This is a genomic window from Methylocystis suflitae, from assembly GCF_024448135.1.
GTDB classification, from domain to species: domain Bacteria; phylum Pseudomonadota; class Alphaproteobacteria; order Rhizobiales; family Beijerinckiaceae; genus Methylocystis; species Methylocystis suflitae.
This window is the reverse complement of the sequence record NZ_JAMRYX010000166.1, coordinates 1-25,446: the sequence shown is the minus strand read 5'-3', so window position 1 is coordinate 25,446 and position 25,446 is coordinate 1. Positions and strand designations below refer to the sequence as shown.

General features: G+C 64.3%; 18 protein-coding genes. 13 read left to right on the top strand and 5 right to left on the bottom strand.

What is annotated here, in order from left to right:
- The first annotated feature begins 1 nt into the window (after nt 1).
- The 8 genes from glgC to NEI07_RS12430 all read left to right on the top strand — a co-directional run bounded on the left by glgC (nt 2) and on the right by NEI07_RS12430 (nt 11,343).
- Nucleotides 2–1,264 (top strand): glucose-1-phosphate adenylyltransferase, encoded by a 1,263-nt coding sequence (gene glgC, locus NEI07_RS12465; RefSeq protein ID WP_256034939.1) that lies wholly within the window; start codon nt 2–4, stop codon nt 1,262–1,264.
- Nucleotides 1,261–2,718 carry a glycogen synthase GlgA gene (gene glgA / locus NEI07_RS12460; RefSeq protein WP_256034938.1) on the top strand — a complete coding sequence of 486 codons (1,458 nt, stop codon included), beginning with the start codon at nt 1,261–1,263 and terminating at the stop codon, nt 2,716–2,718. The genes glgC and glgA overlap by 4 nt, the downstream gene beginning before the upstream one ends.
- Nucleotides 2,719–2,872: 154 nt before the next feature.
- Nucleotides 2,873–7,093: a glycogen debranching protein GlgX gene (gene glgX / locus NEI07_RS12455; protein ID WP_256034937.1), complete on the top strand. Its 4,221-nt coding sequence runs from the start codon at nt 2,873–2,875 to the stop codon at nt 7,091–7,093.
- Nucleotides 7,083–8,420: a murein hydrolase activator EnvC family protein gene (locus NEI07_RS12450; RefSeq protein WP_256034936.1), complete on the top strand. Its 1,338-nt coding sequence runs from the start codon at nt 7,083–7,085 to the stop codon at nt 8,418–8,420. Before glgX ends, NEI07_RS12450 begins: the two co-directional genes overlap by 11 nt.
- Entirely contained in the window at nt 8,417–9,781 is a 1,365-nt protein-coding gene (locus NEI07_RS12445) for a S41 family peptidase (protein ID WP_256034935.1), read from the top strand. Before NEI07_RS12450 ends, NEI07_RS12445 begins: the two co-directional genes overlap by 4 nt.
- Before the next feature lie 49 nt (nt 9,782–9,830).
- Nucleotides 9,831–10,595: a heme ABC transporter permease gene (locus tag NEI07_RS12440; RefSeq protein WP_256034934.1), complete on the top strand. Its 765-nt coding sequence runs from the start codon at nt 9,831–9,833 to the stop codon at nt 10,593–10,595.
- Nucleotides 10,592–10,750, top strand: coding sequence for a heme exporter protein CcmD (gene ccmD, locus NEI07_RS12435; RefSeq protein ID WP_256034933.1), 159 nt, complete (start codon nt 10,592–10,594; stop codon nt 10,748–10,750). The genes NEI07_RS12440 and ccmD overlap by 4 nt, the downstream gene beginning before the upstream one ends.
- Nucleotides 10,747–11,343: a DsbE family thiol:disulfide interchange protein gene (locus tag NEI07_RS12430; RefSeq protein WP_256034932.1), complete on the top strand. Its 597-nt coding sequence runs from the start codon at nt 10,747–10,749 to the stop codon at nt 11,341–11,343. The genes ccmD and NEI07_RS12430 overlap by 4 nt, the downstream gene beginning before the upstream one ends.
- A gap of 18 nt (nt 11,344–11,361) precedes the next feature.
- Here NEI07_RS12430 and NEI07_RS12425 read toward each other — a convergent pair whose 3' ends face one another.
- Together NEI07_RS12425 and NEI07_RS12420 are read right to left on the bottom strand one after the other, a co-directional pair.
- On the bottom strand, nt 11,362–12,102 hold the full coding sequence (locus NEI07_RS12425) for a sulfite exporter TauE/SafE family protein (RefSeq protein ID WP_256034930.1): 741 nt from the start codon (nt 12,100–12,102) through the stop codon (nt 11,362–11,364).
- A 25-nt stretch (nt 12,103–12,127) separates the two neighbouring features.
- A complete protein-coding gene (locus NEI07_RS12420; protein WP_256034929.1) occupies nt 12,128–12,754 on the bottom strand; it encodes a TetR/AcrR family transcriptional regulator in 627 nt (208 codons plus the stop codon).
- A 203-nt stretch (nt 12,755–12,957) separates the two neighbouring features.
- Here NEI07_RS12420 and NEI07_RS12415 point away from each other — a divergent pair, with 203 nt between their 5' ends.
- The 5 genes from NEI07_RS12415 (at nt 12,958) to NEI07_RS12395 (ending at nt 21,641) form a co-directional block, all read left to right on the top strand.
- On the top strand, nt 12,958–16,416 hold the full coding sequence (locus tag NEI07_RS12415; RefSeq protein WP_256034928.1) for an acyl-[ACP]--phospholipid O-acyltransferase: 3,459 nt from the start codon (nt 12,958–12,960) through the stop codon (nt 16,414–16,416).
- Nucleotides 16,417–16,795: 379 nt separating this feature from the next.
- Nucleotides 16,796–18,229: a homospermidine synthase gene (locus NEI07_RS12410; RefSeq protein WP_256034927.1), complete on the top strand. Its 1,434-nt coding sequence runs from the start codon at nt 16,796–16,798 to the stop codon at nt 18,227–18,229.
- Between the two features lie 135 nt (nt 18,230–18,364).
- On the top strand, nt 18,365–19,525 hold the full coding sequence (locus NEI07_RS12405) for a PA0069 family radical SAM protein (RefSeq protein ID WP_407659896.1): 1,161 nt from the start codon (nt 18,365–18,367) through the stop codon (nt 19,523–19,525).
- Between the two features lie 185 nt (nt 19,526–19,710).
- Nucleotides 19,711–20,322: a ribonuclease HII gene (locus NEI07_RS12400; RefSeq protein ID WP_407659895.1), complete on the top strand. Its 612-nt coding sequence runs from the start codon at nt 19,711–19,713 to the stop codon at nt 20,320–20,322.
- 146 nt (nt 20,323–20,468) lie between these two features.
- Nucleotides 20,469–21,641: a site-specific DNA-methyltransferase gene (locus tag NEI07_RS12395; protein WP_305123720.1), complete on the top strand. Its 1,173-nt coding sequence runs from the start codon at nt 20,469–20,471 to the stop codon at nt 21,639–21,641.
- Between the two features lie 191 nt (nt 21,642–21,832).
- Here NEI07_RS12395 and uppP read toward each other — a convergent pair whose 3' ends face one another.
- From uppP to NEI07_RS12380, 3 genes are all read right to left on the bottom strand, one after another.
- The gene (gene uppP / locus NEI07_RS12390) at nt 21,833–22,705 is read right to left on the bottom strand and encodes an undecaprenyl-diphosphatase UppP (RefSeq protein WP_256034924.1); all 873 of its coding nucleotides are present in this window, start codon (nt 22,703–22,705) and stop codon (nt 21,833–21,835) included.
- A gap of 220 nt (nt 22,706–22,925) precedes the next feature.
- A complete protein-coding gene (locus tag NEI07_RS12385) occupies nt 22,926–24,647 on the bottom strand; it encodes an OFA family MFS transporter (protein ID WP_256034923.1) in 1,722 nt (573 codons plus the stop codon).
- 277 nt (nt 24,648–24,924) lie between these two features.
- The gene (locus tag NEI07_RS12380; RefSeq protein ID WP_256034922.1) at nt 24,925–25,251 is read right to left on the bottom strand and encodes a hypothetical protein; all 327 of its coding nucleotides are present in this window, start codon (nt 25,249–25,251) and stop codon (nt 24,925–24,927) included.
- Nucleotides 25,252–25,446: the final 195 nt, after the last annotated feature.

Sequence of the window (25,446 nt, the reverse complement as noted above, 5' to 3'; positions counted from 1 at the left end):
GATGTCCGCCTTTGAAAATCCGCCCCTGGCGCGCCACGCCATGGCCTATGTCCTTGCCGGCGGCCGCGGCGCGCGGCTGATGGAATTGACCGACAGGCGCGCCAAGCCCGCGGTTTATTTCGGCGGCAAGTCGCGCATCATCGACTTCGCGCTCTCTAATGCGCTCAACTCCGGCATCAGACGCATTTGCGTCGCGACGCAATACAAAGCACATAGCCTCATCCGCCATTTGCAGCGCGGCTGGAGCTTCTTTCGCACCGAACGCAACGAAAGCTTCGACATTTTGCCGGCGAGCCAGCGCGTCTCGGAAGACCACTGGTATCTCGGCACGGCGGACGCCGTCTATCAAAACCTCGACATCGTCGAGAGCTATGATCCCAAATATATCGTGCTGCTCGCGGGCGATCACGTCTACAAGATGGATTACGAGCCCATGCTGCAGCAGCATGTGGACTCCGGCGCCGATGTGACGATCGGCTGTCTCGAAGTTCCGCGCGCCGAGGCGTCCGGTTTCGGCGTCATGCATGTCGATGAAAACGACCGGATCATTTCCTTCATCGAGAAGCCGAGAGATCCGCCGGCGATGCCAGGACATCCCGACCGCGCCCTCGTCAGCATGGGCATCTACGTGTTCGAGGCGAAGTTCCTTTACGAGCAATTGCGCCGCGACGCCGACGACGCGCGCTCGACGCATGATTTCGGCAAGGACGTGATTCCCTACATCGTCTCGCACGGCAAGGCGGTCGCGCATCATTTCGAGCGCTCCTGCGTGCGCGCGGCGAGCGAGCCGAACGCCTATTGGCGCGATGTCGGCACGGTGGACGCCTATTGGGCGGCAAATATCGATCTCACTGACTTCACGCCGCAGCTCGATCTTTATGATCGCAACTGGCCGATCTGGACCCACGCCGAAATCACCCCGCCGGCGAAATTCGTGCACGATCAGGTCGGACGGCGCGGACAGGCGCTGTCCTCGCTGGTCTCTGGCGGCTGTATCGTGTCCGGTTCGACGCTGCGCCGAACGCTGCTCTTTACCGGCGTGCGCGTGAATTCCTACGCGACCGTCGAGAACGCCGTCGTCCTACCCTATGTCGACGTTGGCCGCTCGGCGCGACTCACCAATGTCGTCGTTGACCGCGGCGTGCAGATCCCGCAGGGCCTTATCGTCGGGGAGGACCCGGAGTTCGACGCCGCGCGTTTCCGCCGCACCGAGGGCGGCGTCTGTCTCATCACCCAGCCGATGATCGACAGGCTCGGCGTATGAGTTCGCTGCGCGCGCTGGCCATCGCTTCGGAAATGGCGCCCTTCGTCAAGACCGGCGGACTCGCCGATGTCGTCGGCGCGCTGCCGCATGCGCTTGCCGCCGAAAACATCGAGCTGCGCACGCTCATTCCGGGCTATCCCGACGCACTCGCCGCGCTAGGCGCGGGCGAAACGGTTCTCGAATTCGATGATCTCTTCGGCGGCCCGGCCTGGATTCACGCGGCGCGGCATAATGGAGTCGCGATCTATACGTTGATCGCGCCACATCTTTATGCGCGCGAAGGCGGACTCTATACAGGACCGGACGGCGCCGATTATCCCGACAACGCCTTTCGATTCGCGGCGCTCGCCTGGGCCGGCGCGCAGATCGGGCTTGGCGCCCTCGATGGATTTACGCCAGACGTCGTGCATGCGCATGACTGGCAGGCGGCGCTTGCGCCGGCCTACATGCATTATGCGGAACGGCCGCGGCCGGCGACGATCGTCAGCATTCACAACATTGCCTTCCAGGGACAATTCCCCAAAGAACTGCTGGAGCCTTTGCGGCTGCCGCCGCGCGCGTTCAATATCGACGGCGTCGAATATTACGGCGCGATCGGTTTCCTGAAGGCCGGCCTGCAGCTCGCCGACCGCATCACCACGGTGTCGCCAAGCTATGCGCGCGAGATCGAGACGCCGGAATTCGGCATGGGCCTCGAGGGCCTGTTGTGCGCCCGCGCGGATCGCGTGAGCGGCATATTGAACGGCGTTGATGAAGAGACGTGGGATCCGGCGACCGACGCGCATCTCGCAACGCGCTATGATCATTGGAGCCTGCCGTCGCGCGCCAGGAACAAGGCGGCTTTGCAGAAACGTCTGCGACTGCGCGTCGATCCAGACGCCTTTCTTATCGGCGTCGTCAGTCGGCTGTCCTGGCAGAAGGGGCTCGACCTGCTGCTCGACGTTTTGCCGCAGCTGATGCGCGGACGCGCGCAACTCGCGCTGCTCGGCGCTGGAGATAAGACGCTTGAAGAGGGATTTGCGGCTGCAGAGGCGGCGCATCCGGGCCGCGTCGGCGTTCATATCGGCTATAGCGAAGAGCTTGCTCATATGATCCAGGCGGGCGCCGACGCCTTCCTCGTTCCGTCGCGCTTCGAGCCATGCGGACTGACGCAGCTCTATGCGCTACGCTACGGCGCCGTGCCGATCGTTTCACGCGTCGGCGGGCTGAAGGATACCATCGTCGACGCCAATGAGATGGCGCTGCAGGCCGACGTCGCGACCGGCCTGCAATTTTCGCCGACGACCGCCGAGGCGCTCGCCATCGCGCTGCGCGAAGCCGAACGTTTGTTCGGGGATGCCGAGACGTGGCGCAAGATTCAGGTCAACGGCATGAGAACGGACGTCTCCTGGCGCAATCCGGCGCGCCGCTATGCGAAGCTCTTTCGGGACGCGGTTGCCGCGAGAGTTGTGTGATTGTTTTGGCGACAAAGCCCCCTCCCTGTCCCTCCCCCGCTTTCGCGGGAGAGGGAACCCTTACGATCGGCGTAGCGCGCAGTCTGCGATATGCGCCGGGTCTCACCCCCTCTCCCGCAAGCGAAGCGCAGCGGGGGAGGGTTGGGGAGGGGGCATGATTGGCCGCGTCACCGATGGCGCGCCAGAGCCGCTCGGCGTCTCACCGGATGAGAGCGGCGCGAATGTCGCGGTGTTTTCCGCGCACGCCGAGGCGATCGAGATTTGTCTCTTCGATGATGCCGACGAAGAAATCGCCCGCATAAAATTGCCTGCCCGCAGCGGCGACGTTTTTCATGGCGATATCGAGGGCCTCAAAGAAGGCCAGCGCTATGGCTTTCGCGCCTATGGACCCGATGCGCCAGACGCCGGCCATCGCTTCAACCCTTCGAAACTTCTCGTCGATCCTTATGCGCTTGCGATCGATCGCGCCTTCACGCTGCATCCTTCGCTTTTCGACTATGGCGAGACGGCGCGCATCGACAGCGCCGCGCATCTGCCGAAAGCGATTGTCACCAAGCCAGTCCCCGCGGAGTCGCCGCGGCCGAAGCGTCCCTGGCGCGATACGGTCATCTATGAGCTTCACGTCAAGGGCTTCACCGCGACGCATCCCGACATTCCGCAACATCTGCGCGGGACCTTCGCCGGTCTCGCGCATGACGCTGCGATCGCATATCTGACGCGGCTCGGCGTCACGACGCTGGAGCTTTTGCCTTGCGCGGCGTGGATCGACGAGCGTCACTTGCCGCCGCTCGGGCTTTCCAATTACTGGGGCTACAATCCCATCGCCATGATGGCGCCCGACCCGCGTCTTGCGCCGGGCGGCTGGCGTGAAGTTCGCGAAGCCGTCGACAGGCTCCATGACGCCGGGCTCGAAGTTATTGTCGACGTCGTGTTCAACCATACCGGTGAAGGCGACGAATTCGGTCCGACAGTCTCGTTTCGAGGATTGGATAACGCCAGCTATTACCGGCTTGCCGACGACCGCGCGCATTACGTCAATGACTCGGCCTGCGGCAATGTTCTCGACTGCACGCGCGCGCCTGTCGTCCGGCTCATTATGGATGCGCTGCGCGCCTGGGCGCTTTATGGCGGCGTCGACGGCTTTCGCTTTGATCTGGCGACGACGCTCGCGCGTCGCCCCTCTGGGTTTGATCGCGACGCGCCATTTCTTTCCGCGATCTTGCAAGACCCGGTGCTGCGGGACTTAAAGCTCATCGCCGAACCCTGGGACATGGGCGCCGGCGGCTATCGGCTCGGCGATTTTCCCGAGCCTTTCGCCGAATGGAACGATCGCTATCGCGACGGCGCGCGCGGATTCTGGCGCGGCGACTCCTGCGGCGTCGCCGAGCTCGCGACGCGATTCGCCGGCTCGCAGGACCTCTTTGCGCGCAGGCGCCCATCCCGCAGCGTCAATTTCATTACGGCGCATGACGGCTTCACTTTGCGCGATCTCGTTTCCTACGCGCATAAGCACAATGAAGCGAATGGCGAAGAGAACCGCGACGGCGTAAACCACAATCTTTCCTGGAACAATGGCGTCGAAGGCGAGAGCGAAGACGCCGCGATCAACGCCAGACGCGCGCAGGACGTCCGCAACCTGCTCGCCACGCTGCTTTTCTCTCGCGGAACGCCGATGCTCGCCATGGGCTCGGAGCTGGGCAAGACGCAGTCCGGCAACAACAACGCTTATGCGCAGGACAATTCGCTTTCCTGGATCGATTGGGCGCGCGCAGACGAAGAACTGATCGAGACGACGGCGAATCTCATCGCGCTGCGCAAGCGACACGCGGCATTGCGCGAAGACCGTTTTCTCGACGGCGCGCCGCATGACGCGACGCTCATCTCCGACGTCGAATGGCTGCGTCCTGACGGCGCGCCGATGCGCGAAGACGACTGGCGCGACGGCGATGCGCAAACGCTTGTCGTCGCGCTTTATACCGAAGGCGATCGCGTCGTCGTCATTCTACATCGCGGCGCTGACGAGATCATCGTGCGCCCGCCGCCCGCTCGCGACAATCGCGGTTGGACATTGGCGTTCAATTCGGCGAAGGATGGCGCAAGCGAAGACATCGAAGAAATCCTCCGTATGACGCGGCGCTCTGTCGCGCTTCTCGTCGAGGAAAGGCACGTGCGGCGCCGGTCTTCTGCGCCAGTATCGGAAGAGATTATCTCGCGTCTCGCCGAGGCGACGGGCGTCGAAAGACAATGGCGCGACGTTGACGGCGCGCTGCATAACGTTCCCCGCGAGACGGTCTGCGCGCTGCTGGCGCAATTGGGCTTTCCGGCAAACACGTTCGATGACGCGCGCGACAGTCTCGCGCGGCTTTCCGACTTTCGCGACAGACGCGCGCCGCCAGCGAGTCTGTCGGCGCAGGAAGGCAAGTCCTTCGCCTTTCGACTCGCCGCACGCAACGGCCGCACGCCAGGTTGGATCGTCGTCACGCAAAAAGACGGCAGCTGTTCGCGCATCGCTTTGCGCGCGGAGAACGCCGCGCCGGTCACATGGCGCGGACTGGATGGCCGGCGTTGCGACGGCGTCGAGGCGCGTCTGCCGCCGTTTCCGGCTGGACGCCATCATTTGTCGCTAGACAATGGCGAAACCTGTGCGCTCACCGTCGCGCCGGCGGGTTGCTATCTGCCTGACGACGCGCGCCGCGCGTTTGGCCTCTCCGCGCAGCTCTATTCCGTGCGCCGTGAGGGCGATCAGGGGATCGGCGACTTCTCGACGCTCGCGGAACTCGCGCGCGCTGGCGCCAAAGCCGGCGCGGCGCTCATCGCGATCAATCCGCTGCACGCCCTGTTTGCGCAAGATCGTACGCGCGTCAGCCCGTACTATCCGTCCGACCGGCGTTTCGTCGATCCGCTCTATATCGATGTCGCTGATTTGGGGCGCATGCTCGGCGCGCCGATTGATGTCGACGAGAGCGCCGCGGCGGCTCTCAGCGTCGCCGCGGATGTCGACTATCCCGGCGTTCATGCGCTGAAAATGGCGACGCTCGAACGCGCCTTCGCCGTCTTCCTTGATCTCTCGCGCCGCCAGCCGAACGCCGCGCCCGCCGCATCGTTCCAGCGCTTCATTGACCAGGGCGGGACGGCTCTCGCGCGTTTCTGCGTCTTCGAGGCGATCAGCGAAGCGCGCAACGGCCAAAGCTGGCGGATGTGGCCGCAAGAGCTGCGGGAGGCGCGCGATGCGGCGCTAAGCGCCTTCGCGAGCGAACATGCGACGCGCGTTCAATTCCACCAGTTTCTGCAATGGCTCGCCGATGCGCAATTCGCACATGCGGCGCAGGAGGCGCGCGCGGCAGGACTGTCGCTTGGCTTCTGCCGCGACCTCGCCATTGGCGCGGCGCCCGACGGCGCAGAGTGTTGGAGCCGCGCGGCAAGTTTCGTGGACGGCTTCTCGATCGGCGCGCCGCCCGACGCTTTCAGTCGGGAAGGCCAGAATTGGGGATTGCCGCCGCCAAATCCGATCGAATTGGAGAAAAGCGGCGGCGCTGATTTCGCGGAGCTGCTGCGCGCCAACATGCGCCACACGGGCGCGCTGCGCATCGATCACGTCATGGGCCTGGCGCGGCTTTTCGTCATTCCGGACGGCGAAAAGCCCGCCGCGGGCGCCTATCTCAGCTATCCGTTCGAGACCTTGCTGGGGCAACTGGCGCTCGAAAGCCGACGCGCGCGATGCGTGGTCGTTGGCGAAGATCTCGGCACGGCGCCCTGGGGCTTTCGCGAGCGCATCGCGCGCGCCGACGTGCTGAGCTACCGGGTTCTATGGTTCGAACGTTCGGGCGAGGGCTTCGCGCCGCCGGCGTTCTATCCCAAGAAAGCCATGGCCTGCGTTTCGACGCATGATTTGCCGACGCTCGAAGGCTGGTGGGCCGAGGCGGACATCGCCGAGAAGGAAGCTCTGGGGCTGATCGCGCCCGACACGGCCGAAGCCGCTCGCGCCGCGCGCCGCGCGGAAAAGAACGCGCTGCTCGATGCGTTGCGCGCGCAGGCGCTGATCGACGATGGGCGCCGTTCTTCGGACGCCTTCGACGACGCATTGGCGCTGGCGCTCCATGCGTTCATCGCGCGCACGCCGTCCTTGCTCGCCATGGCGCAACTCGATGACCTTGCAGGGGAAAGGTTTGCGATCAATTTGCCCGGCACAGATCGCGAACGCTTGAACTGGCGACGCAGGCTGCCAGAATCGATCAACGCGCTCGTTGATTCGCGCCGCGCCCGCGCGATCCTCTCCGGGCTTTGCCGCAATGTGGACGCGATTCCCGGGGCATATCGGCCTCCGGGCGAAATTGATGCCGCGGACGGACATGAGCGTTTCGAGCATGGCGGGTAACGAAGCCACCGAGCGCGGGCTCATCTCTGCGGCGCTCTTTGCCATTTCATTTGCATTTTCCGCGCATGCCGAACAGCAGGGTCCGGACGCAAAAGACATTTCGTCAAAGCAACAAGAATTGCGCGGCGTCGAAGACACGATGGGCGCCGCACAGGAGCGCGCGCGTCGACTCGAAGAGCAGCTTGTCGATCACGCCGCCGCGCGCGAAAGGCTGAATGGCGCGCTCATCGAAGCGACGCTGGGGCTGCAGGAGACGGAAGGGCGCGCGGCTGAAATAGAAGAGCGGCTTTCGACGCTTACCGAGAGCGAGGGCAAGATCGTCGCTTCGCTCGAGAGCCGCCGCGGATTGATCATGGAGATTCTTACGGTCCTGCAGCGGATGGGCCGGAAACCGCCGCCGGCGCTGATCGCGCGCCCCAACGAAATTCTCGAGGCCGTCCGGGCGTCGCTCGCGCTCGGCGCGCTGTTGCCGCAAATGCGCGCCGAAGCGCGGCAGCTGCAGCGCGATCTTTCGGAACTCGAGCAGGTGCGCGATGGCGTTCGGCGTGAGCGTGAACGTCTCGCGGAGCAGCAAGCGAGTCTTAAGGCTCAGCGCGAGAGGCTCGCGCCGATGATCGCCGAACGTCAGGACGCGCTTTCCACCGCGCAAAGCGCCTTGCAGGCGGAGACGGAGCGGGCGCGCGCGCTGGCGCAGCGCGCCACAAGCCTCAAGGACCTGATCTCGCGTATGGAGGCGGACAGCGCAGCGGCGCGGCGCGCGGCGGAGGCGGCGCGCAAGGCCGACGAGGAGCGCGCCAAAGCTCAAGCGAGCCTTTCCGAGCGAGAGCGGCTCAAAGCGTTGTCTGCGCCGTTCAAGGATCCGGCGCGGCTTGCGCCCGCCGTCGCCTTCATCGATCTCAAAGGCCGGCTGCCGGCGCCGGCCGCGGGACCGGTCGTGCGGCGTTTCGGCGCGCCCGACGGTTCTGGGGGCAAGGAAAAGGGCCTGTCGATCGCGGCGCGCGAAAACGGCGTCGTTATCGCCCCTTGCGACGGATGGATCGCTTTTTCAGGGCCTTACCGAAGTTATGGACAACTCTTGATCATTAATGCCGGCGGCGGTTATTATGTGGTCCTGGCCGGCATGAGTCGCACCAATGTGAACGTGGGACAGTTCGTTCTCGCAGGTGAGCCGGTTGCCAGCATGGGAGACGGAGCCGCGCAAACCGCGGCGACCATCGCAATCGGCGCGAAACAACCCATTCTATATGTTGAGTTCCGCAAGGACGGAGCGTCAATCGACTCGGGCCCATGGTGGGCAAAGTCAGACAGTCGGAAGGTCGGCGGATGATTCGCAAAACAGCCCTTATCGCCACAGGAATTGCTATTGGAGCGGGATGCGCCACGCTCGGCCAGCAGGCGCGCGCCGTCATCGGCGCTCCCGCTCAAGCCGCTTCCGCCGACACTTATAAGAATCTCAGCCTTTTTGGCGACGTGTTCGACAAGGTGCGCGCCGACTATGTCGAGAAGCCCGATGAGCAGAAGCTCGTCGAAAACGCCATCAATGGCATGCTGACCTCGCTCGACCCGCATTCGAGCTACCTTGACGCTAAGGCCTTCAAGGACATGCGGACTCAGACCGAAGGCAAGTTTGGGGGCCTCGGCATCGAGGTCACCCAGGAAGACGGACTCGTGAAGGTCGTCACGCCGATCGACGACACGCCCGCGTCCCGCGCCGGGATCATGTCCGGCGACCTGATCGGCGCCATCGACGACGAGACCGTGCAGGGCATGACCCTCAATCAGGCCGTCGACAAAATGCGCGGCGCGATCAACACGCCTGTCAAGCTGACGCTGTTCCGCGGCAAGAACAAGGACAAGGTCGAGGTCAAACTGGTCCGCGCCGAGATCCACATCAAATCCGTGCGCTCGCGTAAACAGGGCGACGACATCGCCTATGTCCGTATTTCGCAGTTCAACGAGGAGACGGCGGAGGGCCTGCGCAACGCCATGGCCAAGGCGCAGCAGGAGATCCCGGCGGACAAGTTCAAAGGCTACATCCTCGATCTGCGCAACAATCCGGGCGGCTTGCTGGATCAGTCCATCCAGGTCGTCAATTCCTTCATCGACAAGGGCGAGATCGTGTCGACGCGCGGCCGCAACGCCGATGAAACCCAGCGCTACAACGCCCGCGGCTCCGGCGATCTGTCGAAGGGCAAGCCTGTCGTCGTGCTGATCAACGGCGGTTCGGCTTCGGCGTCCGAAATCGTCGCCGGCGCTTTGCAGGATCACAAGCGCGCGACGCTGATCGGGACGCGCTCGTTCGGCAAGGGCTCGGTGCAGACGATTATCCCGCTGGGCGGCTCCAGCGGCGCGCTGCGGCTGACGACGGCGCGCTATTACACGCCGTCCGGCCGCACGATCCAGGCTAAGGGCATCGATCCCGACATGATCATCCTGCAGGACGTGCCGGACGAGCTCAAGGGCAAGGACGACACCAAGGGCGAAGCGTCGCTCAAGGGCCATCTCAAGACTGGCGACGAGGAAAAGACCGGTTCGCAGGCCTATGTCCCGCCGGATGAGGCGAAGGACAAGCAGCTCAACGCCGCGGTCGAGCTTCTGCACGGCAAGCCGAGAGCGCAAATTCTCGCCGACCAGACCAAGGAGGTCGCCAAGGACACGACCAAGCCGCCGTCCAAGACCGCCAATTGACGCTGATGGCCGTGCGGCTTAGACGGTCGGCGGGAGTTGCCGGCGATCGATGAGCTTTCTGTCCACTTACGCTAATCCAACGCGCTTTCTGCGTTTTGCAGAACGCGCGTTGCCATGGCTTTCGGGCGCCACGGCGCTTCTGCTGACGATCGGGCTCTACGGCGCCTTCACGGCGCCGCCCGATTATCAGCAGGGCGAAACCGTCCGGATCATGTACATCCATGTACCGTCCGCCTGGCTGGCCATCTTCGCCTATGTCGTGATGACCTCGGCGTCGCTCGGCGTTCTGGTGTGGCGTCATCCCCTCGCCGACGCAGCGCAGAAAACCGCCGCCAATCTCGGCGCCGCCTTCACCTTCATCTGCCTCGTCACCGGCTCGCTTTGGGGCAAGCCGATGTGGGGGACGTTCTGGGTGTGGGACGCGCGCCTCACCTCGATGCTGGTTCTTTTTCTTCTCTATCTTGGTCTCATCGCCGTCAGGCAGACGATGGACGACACGCCGCGCGGCGCGCGCATCGCGGCGATCATGACGCTCGTCGGCGCCATCGACATCCCGATCATCAAATATTCGGTCGATTGGTGGAACACTTTGCACCAACCGGCCTCGGTGTTTCGCATTGACGGACCGGCGATCTCCGGATCGATGCTGTGGCCGCTCATCGTCATGGCGCTCGCCGCGACGCTGCTGTTTTTGACGCTGCATATCATGGCGATCCGCAACGAAATCCTGCGCCGGCGTCTCGCGCGCCTCTCGATGCAAGCCGTCCGCGCCGGCGAAATCGCCGGCAATGAGAGCATGGAGGCGGCGGAATGAGCGGCCACTGGTTCTATATCGCCGCCGCCTATGGCGTGACGGCCGCAACGCTTGGCGTCGTGACCTTGCGCATCGTCCTCGACTATCGCCGCCTGCGCGCGGCGCTGGCGCGCTTTGGCGCGGCGGGCGCGCGCGATGATGGAGAGGGCGCGTGAGCGACGCTGTCGCGCCGCGCTCGGCGCTGCGCTTTCTGCCGCTCGCGCTCTTCGCGCTGCTGGCGCTGGTCTTCCTTGTGCGGCTCTTCTCCGGCGACGCGTCGCGCATCCCCTCGGCGCTGATCGGCAAGCCCGCGCCGGAATTCGATCTGCCGGCGCTTGAAGGACTGGCCGGCGTTCCCGGTCTCTCGACCGGAGATTTGCGCAAGGGTCACGTGAGCCTCGTCAATGTCTTCGCCAGCTGGTGCGGACCCTGCCGACAGGAGCATTCGGCGCTTATGGCGATCGCCGGCGATCAAGCGCTCAAGGCCAAGGGCGTCGAGCTCTATGGGCTTTCCTACAAGGATGAGACCGCCAAGGCGTTAGGCTTCCTTGAGGAGGGCGGCAATCCTTTCGCGCGCGTCGGCGTCGATCCTGCCGGCCGCACGGCGATCGACTTCGGCGTTTATGGCGTGCCGGAGACGTTCGTGATCAGGGGCGACGGAACCATCGCCTATAAATTTGTCGGACCGCTGACGCCTTCGGCCATCGCGACGACGCTCATTCCCGAAATCGAAAAGGCGATGGCGGGCGGGGCGGCCATGACGCGCTGAACGCTTAGCGCGCGCGGATTATGGCGCTCTGAGGAAGAGGCCGACGGTCAGCGCCGCGCCGACCACGATGATGAAGATGCGCAGGATTTTTTCGTCGATGTGATGGATCAGGCGGGCGCCGGCGACGCCGCCGATCGTCGCGCCCGCGCTCGTCACCAGCGCCTGTGGCCAGTGCAGATCCGGCGAGAACAGGAAGATCGCGACGGCGGAGGCGTTCATGACGCCAGCCAGAACATTTTTGGTGGCGCTGGCGACGCGCACGCCCTGTCCGGCCATGGTCAGCGCGGCGACCATGAGGAAGCCGATGCCGCCGCCGAAATAGCCGCCGTAAACCGAAATCAGAAATTGCGCGAGCCCCGCGCCGGGCGCGCTCAGGTGCCCATGCGTGTCGCCTGATTTGCGAAAGAAACTGCCCCAGGCGAAGACCACGGTCGCAAACAGCACGAGCCATGGCACGAGACGCGCGAAGAGACCGCGCGGCGTGCCAAGCAACACCGCCGCGCCGACGGCGCCGCCGACGATGCTGATCACGAACAGCGTGCGGAGCGAAAGCCCATTGGCGCCCCTGGCGTGCTTGCGGCCGGTCCAGCCGGTCGCGACCTGCGCCGGAAACAGCGCCGCGCATGACGTGATATTGGCGGCCAGCGCGTCCATGCCTGTGAACATCAGGGTGGGAAGCGTGAGGAAGGAGCCGCCGCCGGCAAGCGCATTCTGCGCGCCCGCCCAGGTCGCTACAGCGAACAGCAGAATGTAGGTCATGCGCGCCTATGTCAGTTCGCGCGGCTCAAATCAAGCGGGCCGACTCCATCATCAGTCCCGCCGCGAGAAGCCGTATCAGCACGCTGAGCTGCTCATCCAGTAATTTTGGCGGGGTCTCAGCAATCTTCTCCTCGAGCCCCAGCGCCACGACTCCGTGCACGGCCGAAAACAGCGTGCGCGCGAGCGCGGCGCGCGCCGTCGCGTCCCTGCCCGGCAGCAGTTGCGCAAGCGGCGCGTCCAACCGACTGAACAGGCGGTTGCGCGCATCCGCATACCAGGCCGGCACGGGCGCGCCAGGGGGCAATCGGTGCTCGAACAGCGCGCGCCAGCTCGGCTCGTCTTTTCTCGCGAAGCTCAGATAGGCGCGCGCCATGGCTTCCAGCGCCAGCTCCGCCTCTGCGTCCACGAACGCTGCGTCGAGCGCGGCCTCCAGACGCGCCAGGGTGCGCGCATTGACCCGCAGGATCAGCTCGTCGAGGTCATGAAAAGCGGTATAGATCGCGCCGAGCGCGCAACCGGCCGCGGCGGCGAGATCGCGCGCCTTAAGTCCGGCGAGACCCTGCGTCGCCACCGTCTCCTGCGCGATGTCGATAAGCCGGTCACGCAATTGCGTCCGGCGGTCGGCTCCCGCGTCGGCGTTCTTCTCGTTCAAGGAGCGTCTCCCAATTCGTTATGAACGTCGTTCATTTTTCTATTGACGGCAGAGCAAAAGCGCTGCAGTCTCCATATTGAACACAGTTCATGGCGAAAGGCTGACCATCAACCCGATCGCAACGCCCATTGCAACGCGCCCGACTTGACCGATCCTTAAGGGTCATCGGCGAAAGTCACGACGCATCTCCCGGAAGCTTCGATATGACGCATTCGCTTCTCGCTTCGCGGCGTTTCGCGCCATTGTTTTGGCGTCAGTTCTTCGCGGCCTTCAACGACAACTTCTTGAAGAACGCTCTAGTGCTCCTGATCCTGGCGCACGTGGCAGAGACCGGCGCGTCGCTTGTCACGCTCGCCGGCGCGGCCTTCATCGCGCCGTTTTTTCTTCTGTCGGCGATCGGCGGCGAGATGGCCGATAAATATGACAAGGCGCGCGTCGTGCGCTGGATCAGCGTCGCGGAGATCGCCGTCGCAGCATTGTCCGCGACCGGCTTTCTGTTCGCCAATATCCCCACGCTCTTTGGCGCGCTCATTCTCTTTGGCGTCACCGGCGCGCTGTTCGGTCCCGTCAAATACGGCATCTTGCCCGACCATCTGACGCGCGAGGAACTTCCGGCGGGCAATGCGCTCGTCGAGAGCGCGACCTTTTTCGCAATTCTCAGCGGCACGGTCGCCGGCGGCATGGCGTTGCATGTCGGCGACGGGGTGATCCTCGCCGCGGGAGTCATGGGCGTCGCGGTCCTGGCGCTTGGCGCGGCGTGGCTCATTCCCCCCACGGGGCGCGGCGATCCCAATCTCGCGATCGACGCCAATGTCTTCCGCTCAACCTTCAAATTGCTGCGGCATCTGCGCGGTCAACCAGAACTGCGGCGGCTTGCCGTGGTGACGAGCCTCTTCTGGCTGTTCGGCTCCATCGCCATGTCGTTGACGCCCTCGCTCATCACTCAGACGCTGCATGGCGCGGAGATTCTCGTCAGCATTCATCTGGCGCTGTTCGCCGTCGGCATCGCTATCGGATCGGGGCTCGCCGCCTTCCTGCTCAAGGGCAAGATCGTGCTGCTGCCGTGCGCCGTCGGCGCGGCGCTTGTCGCTTTTGGGTCGGCGGACCTCGGCCTCGCGCTGCTCCTTTCGAATGCGCCAGATGCCGCGACGGCGCTGTCGCCGGAGGCCTATTTCGCTCAACCGCTCGCGTGGCGCGCCGCGATCGATCTTTCACTGCTCGCGGTCGCCGGCGGCCTGATGATCGTTCCGTCCTTCGCCGCCATTCAGGTGCAGAGCGCGCCTCAGCAGCGCGCCCGCACCATCGCCGCGGTGAATGTGCAGAACGCCGCCTTCATGGCGCTCGGCGGCGTCGGGGTGGCGGGTTTGCAGAGCTTGGGCGTCTCTTTCGCTGCGCTGCTGATTGGCCTCGCCGTCGTCTCGCTCGTCGCCTCGATCTGGATCGTCAAGGCGGTCGTCGCGTCGCCTTTGCAGGATCTGCTCTCGATCTATTTTCGCGCCTTCTACCGTCTCGAGGCGAAGGGACTGGAAAATTTCGAGAAGGCGGGCCCCAATCCGATTGTCGCGCTCAACCATGTGAGCTTTCTCGACGCCGCGGCGATTTTCGCCGTCATGCCAAAGCAGCCGGTCTTCGCCGTTGACCGCGCGATCTCGAAGACATGGTGGGCGAAGCCGTTTTTGAAATTCATGCGCGTGATCCCGCTCGATCCAGCCAATCCGCTTGGCGCGCGCGCGCTCATCAATGCGGTCAAGGACGGGAACCCGCTTGTCATCTTCCCGGAAGGCCGGCTGACGGTCACCGGCAGTCTGATGAAGGTCTATGACGGGGCGGGGCTGATCGCGGAGAAATCCGGCGCGATGGTCGTCCCGGTGCACATCGACGGCGCCGAGGCGACAATGTTCTCGCGGCTGACCCGCGAACAGGCGCGCCGGCGCTGGTTTCCGAAATTCACGCTCACCGTGCTCGAACCTATCCGCCTGACGGTCGATGACGCGCTGAAAGGCAAGGCGCGGCGGATGGCGGCCGGCGCGGCGCTCTATCAGATCATGTCGGATCTCGTCTTTCGCGCCACAAACGTCGATCGCACGTTGTTCGACGCCGTCGTTGAAGCTGCGCGTGCGCACGGGCTGTCGCGCGTCGCTCTCGAAGACCCGATCGCCGGCAAGCTCAGCTATCGCAGGCTGCTGATCGGGACGCGCGCACTCGCCGGCAAGATCGCGCGCATTGGGAGGCCGGGCGACGCGATCGGACTGATGCTGCCGAACGCCAATGGCGCGGGAATAGCGTTCCTCGCGGTCATTTCGGCCGGCCGCGCGCCGGCGATGATCAATTTCACCGCTGGCGCCGCCAATATTCTGGCGGGCTGCGAGGCGGCACAGGCGCGGACGATTTTGACGTCGCGCGGCTTCATCGAGAAAGCCAAGCTCGAAAAGCTCGTCGCTGCGCTCGAAGAGAAAGTTGCGCTCGTCTATCTTGAAGATATCCGCGCGCAGGTCTCCTTCGCCGACAAGCTCGACGCCTTCAGGCGGTTCCGCAAGCCCGTCGCCCCGCGCCAGGCCGAGGAGATGGCGGCGATACTATTCACCTCGGGTTCGGAAGGCGCGCCGAAGGGCGTCGCCTTGTCGCATCGAAACATGCTCGCCAATGCGGCGCAGGCCGCCGCGCGCATCGACTTCGGACGCACGGACAAGGTCTTCAACGTCCTGCCGATGTTCCATTCCTTCGGACTGACGGTCGGCTTCACGCTGCCGCTGACCTCCGGCGTTCCGATCTATCTTTATCCCTCGCCCTTGCACTATCGCATCGTGCCGGAGCTCGTTTACGGCTCAAACGCCACGATTCTTTTCGGGACGGACACTTTTCTCGCCGGTTACGCGCGCCCGGCGCACGCTTATGACTTCCGGTCGATCCGTTATGTGGTCGCCGGCGCCGAGCCGGTGAAGCAATCGACGCGCGATCTCTGGATGGAGAAGTTCGGCGTCCGCATCCTTGAAGGCTATGGGGTGACGGAAGCGTCGCCGGTCCTCGCGCTCAACACGCCGATGTTCAACAGATTCGGCTCCGTCGGACGGCTGATGCCGGGCGTGGAACATCGGCTCGAACCGGTTCCAGGCGTGGAGGACGGCGGAAGGCTCCTGGTGCGCGGGCCGAACGTGATGATGGGCTATCTCAAGATCGATAAGCCCGGAGTGGTGCAGCCGCCGGAGAACGGCTGGCACGACACGGGCGATATCGTCACGATCGACGCGCAGGGCTATGTGACGATCAAGGGTCGCGCCAAGCGCTTCGCCAAGGTCGGCGGCGAGATGGTGTCGCTCGCGGCGATTGAACAACTCGCGTCGGAACTTTGGCCCGACGCGCTGTCGGCGGCGGCGACCGAGATCGATCCGCGCAAAGGCGAGAGAATCATTCTCGTTACGCAGCGCAAGGACGCGACGCGCGCCGATTTCCAAGCCTACGCCAAATCCAAGGGCGCGTCGGACCTGATGATTCCGGCGGAAATCATGCTCGTCGAGCATGTGCCGCTTCTGGGCTCCGGCAAGCTCGATTTCGCGGCGGTGACCAAAATGGTGCGCGAGCGCGGGCGCTATATTCTGTCCAATCCGCGCCTGCCCAATGGTCTGCAGGGGCGCATCGACGGAAACGCCGCTGCGTCTGCGTGAAATTCCGAGAATTTAAATTCTTGATCGCGCTGCGGTCCTCGCCCTTCGAGACGCCGCCATTCGGCGGCTCCTCAGGATGAGGACCGCAGGGGCTCTCACAAGATTGGACCCTGAACAACGGGTCACTTAGCGAAACCAAAGGCCCCTCATCCTGAGGAGCCCTCGAAGAGGGCGTCTCGAAGGACGAGGGGACCTTGCGCATCTTCATGACTCGATGAGCCACGCCCGCATTCGTCGAAGACGCCCAACTGGCCTGCGCGTCCCGAGCGCGCGCAAAAAGCGCCACGCCACGCGCCCGCCGCCAATCTCTCAAGGTCTTGATTAATACGTCCGCGCTTGCTTTATCGCGGCGCAATAACTTTCTCGGGAGCTGCGCCTCATGTCGACTTGGCCAAACTACGGCAAAATCACCGGTCCGATCGTGCTGATCGGCTTCGGCTCCATCGGCCGAGGCATTTTGCCGCTGATCGAGCGCCATTTCGATTTCGACAAATCGCGCGTCACCGTCATCGACCCGGTCGATACGCATCGCCGTCTGCTCGACGAGCGCGGCATCGCTTTTCTTCAAACCAGGTTGACGCCGGAGAACTACCGCGACGTCTTGACCCCGCTGCTGACCAAGGGCGGAGGCCAGGGCTTTATCGTCAATCTCTCGGTCGACGTTTCTTCGCTCGCGATCATGAAACTCGCGCGCGAATTGAACGCGCTATGCGTCGACACGGTGGTGGAGCCATGGCCGGGCTTCTACTTCGACAAGACCATGTCCAATGAAGCGCGCACCAATTATGCGCTGCGCGAGACGGTGCTCGAAGAGCGCCGCAAGAATCCGGGGGGACCGACGGCGGTTTCCTGCGTCGGCGCCAATCCCGGCATGGTGTCATGGTTCGTCAAGCAGGCGCTCGTTGATATCGCGCGCGACACTGGGGCCTTCGACAAGGAGCCGGCAACGCGCGCCGAATGGAGCGCGCTTGCTCAAAAGCTCGGGGTCAAGGGCGTCCATATCGCCGAACGCGACACGCAGCGCGCGCGCGATCCGAAGCCGCGTGACGTCTTCGTCAACACCTGGTCGGTCGAAGGCTTTGTCTCCGAGGGCCTGCAGCCCGCCGAACTCGGCTGGGGCACGCATGAAAAATCTTTGCCCGACATCGGCCGCACGCATCCGACCGGCTGCGGCGCGGCGATCTATCTGCTGTCGCCCGGCGCCAATACGCGCGTGCGCTCATGGTGCCCGACGCCGGGGCCGCAATATGGCTTCCTCGTCACCCATAATGAGTCGATCTCGATCGCGGACTATCTCACCCTGCGCGACGATAAGGGTCAGGCGACCTATCGTCCGACCTGTCACTACGCCTATCATCCCGCCGACGCCGCCGTGCTTTCGCTGCACGAGATGTTCGGCGCCGCCGGCAAGATGCAGGAGAGCTGGAAGATTCTCGACGAACACGAGATCGTCGATGGAATCGACGAACTCGGGGTCCTGCTCTACGGCCACGCCAAAAACGCCTATTGGTATGGTTCGCAACTCTCGATCGAGGAGACTCGCGATCTCGCGCCCTATCAGAACGCCACCGGACTTCAGGTGAGTTCGGCGGCGCTCGCCGGCATGGTCTGGGCGCTGGAGAATCCGCAGGCGGGAATCGTCGAAGCCGATGAGGTCGACTACAAGCGCTGCCTCGACGTGCAGCTACCGTATCTCGGCCCGGTGAAGGGCTATTACACGGATTGGACGCCGCTCGAGGGGCGTCCCGGGTTGTTCCCTGAGGATATCGACGAAAGCGATCCGTGGCAGTTCAAAAACATTCTGGTGCGCTAGGGCGCCTCAAGCGCAGAATTAGGAGGCGCGCCGTCGAGAGTCGGCGCGCTTTTTTTTGTTCGGAAGGCCGCTTGCGCCAATATCATGTTCTCTATATGTTCTGGCTAGCGTCAGTTCTGAGCGGTCGCCACGGCGATGCTCGGGCAGCGCTGGACAGAGGTTGCGAACATGGGTGCGGCTCAGGCATCGACAGAGATAAAGGGCGCGCCGCTGCCGATCGACGCCGCGGCCCTCGTCGACGCCGAGCGCCGGCGTGGGCGCGGGGCGCTGTCGAAGCGCAGCGGCCGCTTCGAAAAGGAGACGCGCGAGGAGGCCGACGACGGCTGGGGGTCGCTCGAGAGCCTGCAGGCGCTCAAGACCAATTTCCACGTCGAGAAGCCGCGCACGATCATCACCAGGAATGATTCGCCGGACATTTCGTTCGATCGCTCGATCAATCCGTATCGCGGCTGCGAGCATGGCTGCGTCTATTGCTTCGCGCGGCCGACGCACGCCTATATGGGCTTCTCGCCCGGCCTCGATTTCGAGACCGAGATCTTCGTCAAGGAAGGCGCGGCGCAGCTTCTCGAACGCGAATTGTCGGCGCCGCGCTATGTCCCCAAGACGATCGCCATCGGCACCAACACCGATCCCTATCAGCCCGCCGAGAAGAGCCATCGAATCATGCGTTCGATCCTCGAGGTGCTGGCGCGCGCCAATCATCCGGTCGGCATCGTGACGAAGTCCGCGCTCGTGCTGCGCGACCTCGATCTGCTTGCGCCAATGGCGGCCAAGGGCCTCGCGAAGGTCGCGATCTCGGTGACGACGCTCGACCGCAAGCTCGCGCGCCTCATGGAGCCGCGCGCCGCGACGCCCGAGCTGCGGCTTGATGCGCTCGAGAAGCTCAGCGCCGCCGGCGTGCCGACGGCGGTGATGACGGCGCCGATCATTCCCGCCATCAATGACGACGAGATCGAGCGGATCTTGACTCGGGCGCACGCCGCCGGGGCCCGCGAGGCGGGCTATGTGCTGCTGCGCCTGCCGCTCGAACTGCGCGATCTCTTCACCGAATGGCTGGCGGCGCATTTTCCTGACAGGGCCCGCCGAGCCCTCGCGCTCGTGCGCTCGACGCGAGACGGCAAGCTTTACGATCCTTCCTTCGGGACCCGCATGAAAGGCGAGGGGCCCTACGCCTGGATGATCGGCCGGCGTTTTGAGCTCGCGGCGACACGGTTAGGATTCACGCAGAAAACCAGGCTGCGAACGGATCTGTTCGAGCCGCCGCGCCGCGCGCCGCAGCAGCTCAGCCTGTTCTGAGCCCATCTTGGGCTCGTCTCCGGCGAGCTCATCGCGCTTGCGCGGCCGAGAATTCTTTGGACGCCGCCGCAAGCGCCGTCTTTCCGGTTGCCAGCCGCCCGCCCTCCGCGCTTTATTCGCTGCGCGGTCCTGCACTGACGCCACCGTCGCGCAGAACCCATAGCGATCCGCCCGGGGGAGCGTTTGTGACGGCCAAGGGGCCTCATTTTCGGCTGGAAGCCCAGCTGCGCCGGAAAGGCGTCTGGCCGATCGCCGGCGTCGACGAAGTCGGACGCGGGCCGCTCGCCGGACCGGTTGCGGCGGCGGCGGTGATTCTCGATCCCGAACGACGGCCGCGCGGGCTCGATGATTCGAAGGCGCTGAACCAGGCGCAGCGCGAAGAAGCGTTTGAGCGCATCATGGCCAGCGCGCTCGCCGTGAGCGTCGCCTTCGTCGCCCCCGCCGAAATTGATCGCATCAATATCCGCCAGGCGTCGCTCGCGGCGATGGCGCGGGCCGTCGCCGGCCTTTCCCAGGCTCCGGCCTATCTTCTCATCGACGGCAACGACCGGCCGCCGGTCAACTGTCCCTGCCAGCTGATCATCAAGGGCGACGCGACCGCGCTATCTATCGCCGCCGCCTCGATCGTCGCCAAGGTCGCCCGCGACGCCATGATGCGCCGCCTCGCCGTCCATTACCCGCACTATGGTTTTGAGACCAATGTCGGCTACGCCGTGCAGCATCACCTCGACGCGCTGGCGCTGCATGGCGCGAGCCCGGCGCACCGCGTCAGCTTCGCGCCCGTGCGCGGCGCGTGAGGCCTTCGTCAACTATTCGCTAACCTTTTTATTTCTTTAAGACTTCCGTTCGAAAAAGAGACGTCGGCGTTTTGCCAATCTAAACGCCCCCTTTACCTCCCTCCTTCACTATCTCGCATGTTGGTTGCGTTGATGGTGTTCAGTTCATGCGTAGCGCGCGCGTCGGGGCGGCTCGCCTCAAAGCCCGAAATCAGGTCACGCGTATCGGGCGCACAAATGAAGGGCCGCTCCGCGCGACGGCGCGCAACGAAATCCTGTGCGGCGACTGCGTCGCATCGATGGAGCGACTGGCGCAGGAGAGCGTCGATCTCGTCTTCGCCGATCCGCCCTATAATCTCCAGCTCGCCAATCGTCTGCATCGCCCGGATCAAAGTCTCGTCGATGCGGTCGATAATGACTGGGACAAATTCGCCAATTTCGCCGCCTATGACGCCTTCACGCGCGACTGGCTCGCGCAGGCGCGCCGGGTGATGAAGCCCTCCGCGACGATTTTCGTGATCGGCTCCTACCATAATATCTTTCGCGTCGGCGCGATCATGCAGGATCTCGGGTTCTGGATCCTGAACGACATCGTCTGGCGTAAGAACAATCCGATGCCGAATTTTCGCGGCCGGCGCTTCACCAACGCCCATGAGACGATGATCTGGGCGGCGCGCGACCAAAGCGCCAAGAACTACACCTTCAATTACGAGGCGCTGAAGGCGGCGAACGAGGATTGCCAGGTTCGCTCCGACTGGCTCCTGCCGATCTGCGGCGGGACAGAGCGTCTCAAGGATGGCGCGGGCCATAAGACCCATCCGACGCAAAAGCCGGAAGCGCTGCTCGCGCGCGTCATTCTTGCCGCGTCAAAACCCGGCGATCTGGTGCTTGATCCCTTCTTTGGCACGGGAACAACGGGCGCCGTCGCCAAGCGCTTAGGCCGCGACTGGCTCGGCATCGAGCGCGACGGCGATTACCGAGCCGCAGCGCGTGCGCGGATCGCGGCGATCGAACCTTTGCCGAATGAAACGGTCGCGACAGCCCCGTCCAAGCGCACGGAGCCGCGCGTCGCTTTCGTGAGCCTCGTCGAAGCGGGACTCATCGCGCCGGGCGCGACGCTCGTTGACGCCAGGCGGCGCCATCGCGCAGTGGTGCGCGCCGACGGCGCGCTGTCGCTGTCTGGCTTCGTCGGCTCGATCCATAAGACCGGCGCGCTGGCGCAGGGCCTGCCGGCCTGCAACGGCTGGACCTTCTGGCACTACGAAGAAAAGGGCGCTCTCATGCCGATCGACGATCTGCGGGCCGAGGCGCGCGAGCGCCTCCGCATCGCGGCGGAGTGACGTGCTCTCTTCCATGAGAGGGTAGAGGGCCTCTGACTATTTCCGTCTGAACTCTCTCACGTCATTCCCGACGCGCGAAGCACGATCGGGAATCCAGAGCAGACCAGCGCTCCTGTATTGGCTCTGGATTCCCGATCAGGCCTTCGGCCTGTCGGGAATGACACCCAGCGGAGGGGTCAACGGAATTCGTATCAGATCAAAAAGCCCGCGTAGAAGCCCACGAGCAGCACGATTCCGATGAAGGCGCGATAGACGACGAAGGGCCAGGCGGAAAAGCGCTCGAGAATCCGCAGCAAGCCCCAGATGGCGACAAAGGCGGAGATCGACGCCACGAAAAGCCCGAGCGTCAGCACCGCCCAGCCGTGGAAATCGAGCTGCGCCTTATGCAGCTCCCACAGCTCCTTGAGGCCTGCGAGGGCGATCGCCGGCAGGCCGAGCAGAAAGGAAAAACGCGCCGCTTCCTCGCGCTTGAGGTCGAGGAAGAGCGCCGCGGTCAGAGTCGAGCCCGAGCGCGAGACGCCCGGAATGAGCGCGCCGACCTGCGCGAAGCCGACGATCATCGCGTCTTTCAGGCTGACATGTTCGAGCGTGCGCTTGTGATTGCAATAGAGTTCGGCGATGGCGAGCAGCGCCGCCATGACGATGCAGGAAATGCCGATCACCGGCAGCGTGCGCAATGGCGAGCCGCAGGTGTTGAGCGTATGCGACAGCGCGAGGCCGGCGATGCCGATCGGCACGGTCGCGAGCGCGATCCAGACGACGAAACGAAACGTCCAATCGTTGAAGTCGCGCCGCACGAGCGCCCGCACCGACCCCTCGGCAAGCGCGCGGATGTCGCTCCAGAAATAGCTGACGACGGCGGCGAGCGCCGCGAGCTGCATCGCCGCGGAGAACGCGGAGCCGGGATCCTTCCAGCCGAGCAGCGCCGGCACGATGCGCATATGCGCGGTCGAGGAGATCGGCAGAAGCTCGGTGATGCCCTGCACCACGCCAAGGACGGCGACTTTCATATAACCGAGATCGACAAAGCCCGTGTCGAGCCCATTCGTGCAAGCGGTCGCCATAGAGGCCCTCGTCTCGTTTGTCGGCCCCGCGACGAATCACGAAGGCGCCAAGCGACTCCGACTTCTGGCAAACAAGCAGGCCGCGATCAAGGCGACGCCGAGGCAATCGAGTGCGAGTGGGGCGACATCCACTCGATCTGTTACGCCGAGCCCCCGCTGCGCGGGCTGCGCCCGCCGGCCTCACCGCAAGAGAGGGGGGATCTGGCGCGCCTAACCTGAATCAGCGAAACAGCGTGGCGGTTTTGAGCAGGGTGATCCAGACCCCCCAGGCGAGGGGCGCGCCGACGGCGGCCCAGGCGAGAACAAGCAACAGCGATCCGCCCTTTGAGCCGGGCGGCGCGCGCGCGGCGACCGGCGGCTCGGCGTCCGGCGCCGTCGGCTGCAGCGCTTCTTCGACAAAATCCTCGAAGTCGGCGTGGACCTCGTCATCTTCCTTGACGACCTCGACGACCGTGATGTGCTTTTGCGCCGCGACCTCTTCGTCGCTCATGTAATATTTCTCGGCGCAGGGCCGCACGAGCAGATTGCAGACGAGACCGCAGAGCAGCAGGCCTGCGAGCACATACATCGTCTGATTATAGGCGGCTTCGCGCGGCACGCCGACGCTCAGCTGATATTCGCGAATGTAATTGACAAGCACGGGTCCGAGCACGCCCGCCGTCGACCAGGCGGTCAGCAGCCGTCCATGGATGGCGCCGACATGATGGGTGCCGAAGATGTCGGCGAGATAGGCGGGGATCGTCGCGAATCCGCCGCCATACATGGTGATGATGACCGCAAAGAGCAGGACGAAGAGTCCGACCATCCCGCCCGTAGCTGCGAAGGGTATCGCCGAATACAGCGCAAGGCCGACGACGAAGAAGATCGCGTAAGTGATCTTGCGGCCAAACTGATCGGACGCCGACGCCCAGCCGATGCGCCCGCCGATGTTGCACAGGCTCAAGAGGCCGGTGAAGCCTGCCGCAATCGCCGCAATCTGCTTTTTTTGATCGGCGTTGAGCTGATCGAAACCGATGTCGAGGCCGATCAGTCTGCCGCCGAAGACTTCCTGCAGCATTGGCGAGGCCATGCCCAGCACGCCGATGCCGGCTGACACGTTGAGACAGAGCACGGCCCACAGCAGCCAGAATTGCGGCGTCTTCCATGCGACGTCGAGATGCACATGACGATGCGTCACCATGGCGTTCTTGGCCGCCGCGGGCGGCGTGAATCCTTTCGGCGCCCAACCCTCGGGCGGCACCCGATAGCCAAGCGCGCCGGCGACCATGAAGGCGAAATAGATCGCCGCCAGCGTCACGAAGGTCTGCCAGACGCCCGGCGAAGCCGGCGTGGCATAGAAGCTCATCAGCCGGTCGGCGAGCGGCGCGCCGATCATCGCGCCGCCGCCAAAGCCCATGATGGCGAGACCCGTCGCCAAGCCGCGCCGGTCGGGAAACCATTTGATCAGCGTCGAGACGGGCGAGATATATCCAAGCCCGAGACCAATGCCGCCGATCACGCCGGAGCCGATCCACAGCATCCAGATCTGATGGAGATAGACGCCGAGCGCCGAGATCAGCAGGCCGCCGCACCAGCAGCAGGCCGCCGCGAGCCCCGCCTTGCGGGGACCGGCCGTCTCCAGCCAATGGCCGAAGACCGCCGCCGAGGAGCCGAGGAAAACGAAGAACAGCGTGAACGTCCAGCCCAGCCAGCTGATCTTCCAGTCGCAGTCGGTGGCGACGAGCGTCGCGAAAAACCCCAGCGTTTCCGAACATTCCTTCGGCTGCGCGCCGCCAATGATCCGCGACAACGGCAGCCAGAAGACAGAAAAGCCGTAGGCCATGCCGATGCACAGATGAATGGCGAGCGCCGCCGGCGGCACAAGCCAGCGATTGAATGTCGGCAATGCGACGGTGCGTTCGCGGCTCAGGAAGTTCGGCTGCGGCGCCAAAGCAGCGTCCATTTTTTGACCTTTCTCAACGTCAATGACGCCAAATTTTGATCGAGATAGGGAAGCTTTGCTGCATATCGCGGCGCGAAAGATTGTTCAACGAAGCCGCTCTGCGCCTGCTTGACCGCGCGTGAGGCCCGCTGCGGCGATCTTGGTTCTCTCGCGGAGGACTCGCTGCGCGCGCATCGTCGCCGGAGGGGACAAGCCGTTTTCAGCAGCGCGGCCGGACAATGGGCCGCGCGCGCCACGCGGGCCTTCCTGGCAAAGGGGTTTCGCCGGCTCCGGCCGATCACGCGAGGACGTGCGCGCCGACTGGCTCTGGCCATTGAATGTCGTGAAAAAACTGAGCGCCAAAAAGCAGAGCCAGAACACGAAGGGCGCGATCTTGCAATTCAGCATAGCCATGGTTTGCCCCGATGATGATCTGCCGTTTTTCCGAAAATCCAGCTTGAGTCCCAAAAAGCAAAAGCCGCCGGCCGACAATTCCACACGAGCGATGTGGAGGAGTCGGACACAGCGGCTTTGCTGCTTTTGATCCGTCGTAGGACCGAAGCGCCAGTGATCTGAAGCTGTAGTTTTCTAAGCAAATTGCAGGCCAAAAGCGACCGGCCGACATTGCCGCATCCGTCGGAATGCGCCGGGGGACATGCCGTTTCGATGGTCAGCGGTTGCGCAAAGCGACGCTGAAATGCGCGCGCATGCGGCAGGAAGCGCCTGGACTACCGGAGCCATGCGGGACGATGGGGCGAGACGCACGGTGCGCGTGGCCGCCCCCCCTGTCCCTCCCCCGCTGTCGCAAACCGGGTGTTCC